Origin of the sequence: Bradyrhizobium sp. (assembly GCF_016462955.1) — a bacterium.
Lineage (GTDB): Bacteria > Pseudomonadota > Alphaproteobacteria > Rhizobiales > Xanthobacteraceae > Bradyrhizobium.
Window position 1 is genome coordinate 1 of sequence record NZ_JAEMSD010000285.1, and the last position, 2780, is coordinate 2780.

Sequence of the window (2780 nt, forward strand, 5' to 3'; positions counted from 1 at the left end):
CGCTACGCATTTCGCTGCGCTGCATGCGTAGCGACCCTTCCCCTCCAGGCCCCCTCCAGGGGAGGGTAAGCGAGAACCCTACCTCTTCCACCGCTCCGCAAACCTGTGCAGCGGCATGAAGGTCTCGCACAAGTCTCGCCCGAGCGGCGTCAGCCCGTAACCTCCACCGTCGCCCAGCTCCACGAATCCCGCTTCCCGCAGCTCGGTCAGCCGCGCCTGCAGCACCGTCGGCGAGGCCTCGTCGCAAGCGCCGCGCAACGCGCGCGAGGTGAGGGGTCCATCGCGCAACTCCCACAAGATTCGCAAGGCCCAGCGCCGACCGAGCAGGTCGAGCAGCGCCATGATCGGCCGCCCGGTGCGGGAGCCGCGGACGCTGTGTGTCTTTACGGCTTGTTTGGCCATCGTCGCCTCTTGCGCCATGCTACAAATAATGTAGCTTACATGCTACTGTAAGTGTAGCAGATGGAGTGGCCGATGTCCGAAGCCAGACCGCGCATTGCCCCGCTCGCGGCGCCTTATCCCCCGGAGATCCAGGCGCAATTCGACCGCATCATGCGCGGAGCGCCGCCGCTGATGCTGTTCCGGGTGATGGCGCGCCATGGCCGCGCCTGGGACAAGTTTCGCGCCGGCGGGCTGCTTGATCCGGGGCCCCTCTCGCTGCGGCAGCGCGAGATCGTCATCGACCGCACCTGCGCGCTGAACGGATGCGAATATGAATGGGGCGTGCATGTCTCGGTCTTTGCCGGACCGGCAAAGCTCTCCGAGGACGAGGTGCGTGCGACGGTGCTCGGCGATGCGACGTCGGCGTGCTGGTCACCAGCCGAGCAGGCGCTGATCGCCGCCGTTGACGCGTTGCATCATCGCGCGACGCTGTGTGACGGGGAGTTTGCCGCGCTATCGGCGCACTACGACGAGGCGCAAATCCTCGAGATCATGCTGCTGTGCGGTTTCTATCGCACCGTGTCGTATCTGGCGAACGGGCTGAAGTTGCCGCTGGAGGAGAATGCGGCGCGGTTTCCGGCGGCCCTCTAGCGGCCGCAATGATGAGGTGAGAGGGCGCGCGCCCTACGCCACGCCCGCGCGCAGCAGGTCGTGGAGATGCACGATCCCGACCACCTTGCCGGCCTCGGTCACCAGCAGCGTCGTGATCTTGCGCGTGTTCAGCACCTCGATCATCTCGGTCGCCAGCATCGAGGGCGGCACGCTCTTGGGCTGCTTCGTCATGATCTCGTCGACGGTCACCGTCAGCAGATCGGGCCGCATGTGACGGCGCAGGTCGCCGTCGGTGATGATGCCGACCGCCTCGCCGGCAGCGTTGACGATGCAGACGCAGCCGAGCCCCTTGGCCGACATCTCGACCACGGCCTCGGACATCTCGGTGCCGAGCGGCTTCATCGGGATTTCCGCGCCGGTGCGCATGTAGTCGCGGACGAATTTCAGCATCGCGCCCAGCTTGCCGCCGGGATGGAAATGCGCGAACTCCAGCGCCGTGAAGCCGCGCCCTTCGAGCAGCGCGATCGCGAGCGCATCGCCGATCGCGGCCTGCATCAGCGTCGACGTCGTCGGTGCCAGATTGTGCGGGCAGGCCTCGCGCGCCTTCGGCAACTCGATCACGAGGTCGGCGGCCTGTCCCAGCGAGGACGAAGCGTTCGAGGTCACCGCGATCATCGGGATCGCAAACCGTGCCGAATAGTTCACGAGGTTCTTCATCTCGGGCTGCTCGCCGGACCAGGACAGCGCCAGAATGACGTCGTCGGGCGTGATCATGCCGAGATCGCCATGGCCGGCTTCGGCGGCGTGCACGAAGAAGGCCGGCGTGCCGGTCGAGGCCAGCGTTGCCGCGATCTTGCGCCCCATATGGCCTGACTTGCCGAGTCCGGTGACGATGACGCGGCCCTTGGCGTTGCGGATCAGGTCCACCGCTTTCGCGAACGTCGTGCCGAGCGGGCCGCGCAGGGCGGCGGCGAGGGCGTTGATGCCGCCGCTCTCCGTCTCCAGGGTGCGGAGCGCGGATTCGACGCTGTCAGGGATGGAGCCGGATGATTGGGTCATCAGCGGTTTCGAACTCGGCATGCTCTGGTCCAGGGAGGAGGGGCGCTCGCCCATTGGCGCCTGCTTAGCACGGCCAGACCCGCGAGGCGACGCGCGCTCCGGCGCCCTCAACCGGTCATTAACCATAATTGTTTTAACTCCATTAACGATGGTTCCTGTCAGTCGGCGGGGACGATCATGGAAGCAGTTGATTTTGTTGGGATAATTCCATCGTGGGGTCGTCTCCAGGCAGGAGCCGGAGCACTGTCGCGCATTTCCTGCGCGCGGCTTTGCCGTGCCTCGCGTTGACGGCCCTCGGCAGCGGTCCGGTGGCGGCCCAGAGCCTCACGCCCGACCTGTTCAACCCCAATCGCGGCGGCTTTGCCTCGCCCGACATGCTGCCGACGCGCCGAACAGCCGGCGTGCCGCAGTCTCCGTCCGACGCGCTGCCCAGGCTGCCCGATCCCAATGCCGGCCCGCGCCAGCAGACGCCGGCAAACTCGCGTGTCGGTCAGGTCCCGACCTATGGCCTGCCGGCCGCGAATGGTGCGAGCGGCTCGGGTTACGACTCGCTCAATCGCAAGCGGCAGCAGCCGAAGCTCTATCCGGGGCAGCCGAAGCCGAAGCGTCCGGCCGGCCCCGGTTCGCCGACGCCGCCGGCAGCGCCGGCCGCGACGCTAACCCCGCCGCGCATCGCACCGCCGCCGTCGGAGACGGCGCACAAGGTGCCCGTGCCGCCGGCCATGGCG

At 67.4% G+C, this 2780-nt stretch carries 3 protein-coding genes and 1 pseudogene; 2 read left to right on the plus strand and 2 right to left on the minus strand.

Annotation, left to right across the window (positions count from 1 at the left end; genetic code table 11):
* Positions 1–78: 78 nt before the first annotated feature.
* A complete protein-coding gene (locus tag JHD07_RS24855) occupies positions 79–402 on the minus strand; it encodes a helix-turn-helix domain-containing protein (protein ID WP_291626854.1) in 324 nt (107 codons plus the stop codon).
* Between the two features lie 72 nt (positions 403–474).
* On the opposite strand from JHD07_RS24855, the gene JHD07_RS24860 reads away from it, so the two are divergent.
* The gene (locus JHD07_RS24860) at positions 475–1032 is read left to right on the plus strand and encodes a carboxymuconolactone decarboxylase family protein (RefSeq protein WP_291626855.1); all 558 of its coding nucleotides are present in this window, start codon (positions 475–477) and stop codon (positions 1030–1032) included.
* Between the two features lie 33 nt (positions 1033–1065).
* Here the strand turns inward: JHD07_RS24860 and JHD07_RS24865 are convergent, their stop codons facing one another.
* Positions 1066–2073 carry a KpsF/GutQ family sugar-phosphate isomerase gene (locus JHD07_RS24865; protein ID WP_291626856.1) on the minus strand — a complete coding sequence of 336 codons (1008 nt, stop codon included), beginning with the start codon at positions 2071–2073 and terminating at the stop codon, positions 1066–1068.
* Positions 2074–2264: 191 nt separating this feature from the next.
* Between JHD07_RS24865 and JHD07_RS24870 the strand changes: the two are divergent.
* Positions 2265–2780 (plus strand): annotated as a pseudogene (locus JHD07_RS24870) (hypothetical protein); the annotation flags it as partial.

Bases quoted from the DNA above. Each gene is read 5' to 3' on its own strand.
- JHD07_RS24855 (WP_291626854.1), bottom strand. From the start codon at position 402: ATGGCCAAACAAGCCGTAAAGACACACAGCGTCCGCGGCTCCCGCACC.
- JHD07_RS24860 (WP_291626855.1), top strand. From the start codon at position 475: ATGTCCGAAGCCAGACCGCGCATTGCCCCGCTCGCGGCGCCTTATCCC.
- JHD07_RS24865 (WP_291626856.1), bottom strand. From the start codon at position 2,073: ATGCCGAGTTCGAAACCGCTGATGACCCAATCATCCGGCTCCATCCCT.